We start from the raw sequence: 1105 nt of genomic DNA, 5'->3' as shown, positions 1-1105 counted from the left end.
CTTGAATTGTCAAATTAAGTGCAACACGACATTAAAGAATATTTCATAAGGCGTTTTCCATCCGAGACATTTACGGGGACGATTATTCATTTGTTCTGCATATGCTTGTATCCGGCGGTCAGTAATTGAATCAAGGTCAGTTCCTTTTGGCAAATATTCGCGAAGCAAGCCGTTAGTATTTTCGTTAGTTCCTCGTTGCCAAGGAGAGTGAGGATCGGGAAAGTAGAAGGGCGTACCAAACTTATCAGTTAAACATTGAACTTTGGCAAACTCTTTACCCCTATCCGGGGTAATCGTTAACGATCTACCAGGCCATAGCTTCATTAAGTCGCTCAAAGTATCCGTGACTGCTTCTGAAGTTCTTTTAGCAGCCTTACCAATAAGCAGGTAACGAGATTTTCGATCAACCAATGTAACGACACAAGCCTTTCCGCTTTTGCCTAACACGGTATCACCTTCCCAGTGACCAATTTCTACACGGTTGTCAGCTTCTCGCGGACGATCATGAATCTTGTTGGGGATTGGAATCTTGCCTCGCTTTTCTTGATAAGCTTTATTGTGGCGAGACTTGCCGTGATGCCTTAGATGGCGCACGGCACTAGAGCTGCCAGATTTAAACAAATTATCAAATAAGCCATTGAAAATCCCACGGTAAATAGTCGTGGTACTGATCTGCACCGGATACTTTTCGACTGCCAAGCGATTCGATATTTCCTCCGGAGACCAAAGGTCTTCGCAGAAGTGTTCTCTCACCACTTCAAACACCTGAGGATTACTCAAAAGAGAGACTCTGCCACAGTTGCCTTTGCGCTGTTTGTACTTCTCCTGAGCCTTCGAAGGTGAATAGGATTTACCAGTAGAATTACGGCTTAATTCTCGAGAAATGGTTGAGTAACTTTTCTTGATATGGCTGGCAATCTCACGAAGTGAGTTTCCATGATTCCTCATTAAAAAGATAGTTTCCCGTTCATCTATGGTAATATGCTTGTAGTGGTCCATGGCTAAATTCCTTTCATGATTGTTTTCGCAAACATCATTTTACAGAAATTTGGCCATGGGCCATTCTTTATTTAATTAGTGTTGCACTTAAAGTGTAAATTCAAGA

Annotated in this window: 1 protein-coding gene; it reads right to left on the bottom strand. The window is 42.2% G+C overall.

All coding sequences use genetic code 11. The annotated features are described in order from the left end of the window. Positions 1 to 9: 9 nt before the first annotated feature. Positions 10 to 999: an IS30 family transposase gene (locus QUF07_RS13985; protein ID WP_004561985.1), complete on the bottom strand. Its 990-nt coding sequence runs from the start codon at positions 997 to 999 to the stop codon at positions 10 to 12. Between the last annotated feature and the right edge of the window lie 106 nt (positions 1000 to 1105).

The organism is Lentilactobacillus sp. TOM.63, from assembly GCF_030361045.1.
In the GTDB taxonomy this organism is placed as follows: Bacteria; Bacillota; Bacilli; order Lactobacillales; family Lactobacillaceae; genus Lentilactobacillus; species Lentilactobacillus dabitei.
Note: the sequence above shows the minus strand (reverse complement) of the source record. Positions and strands in the feature narration are given on the sequence as shown.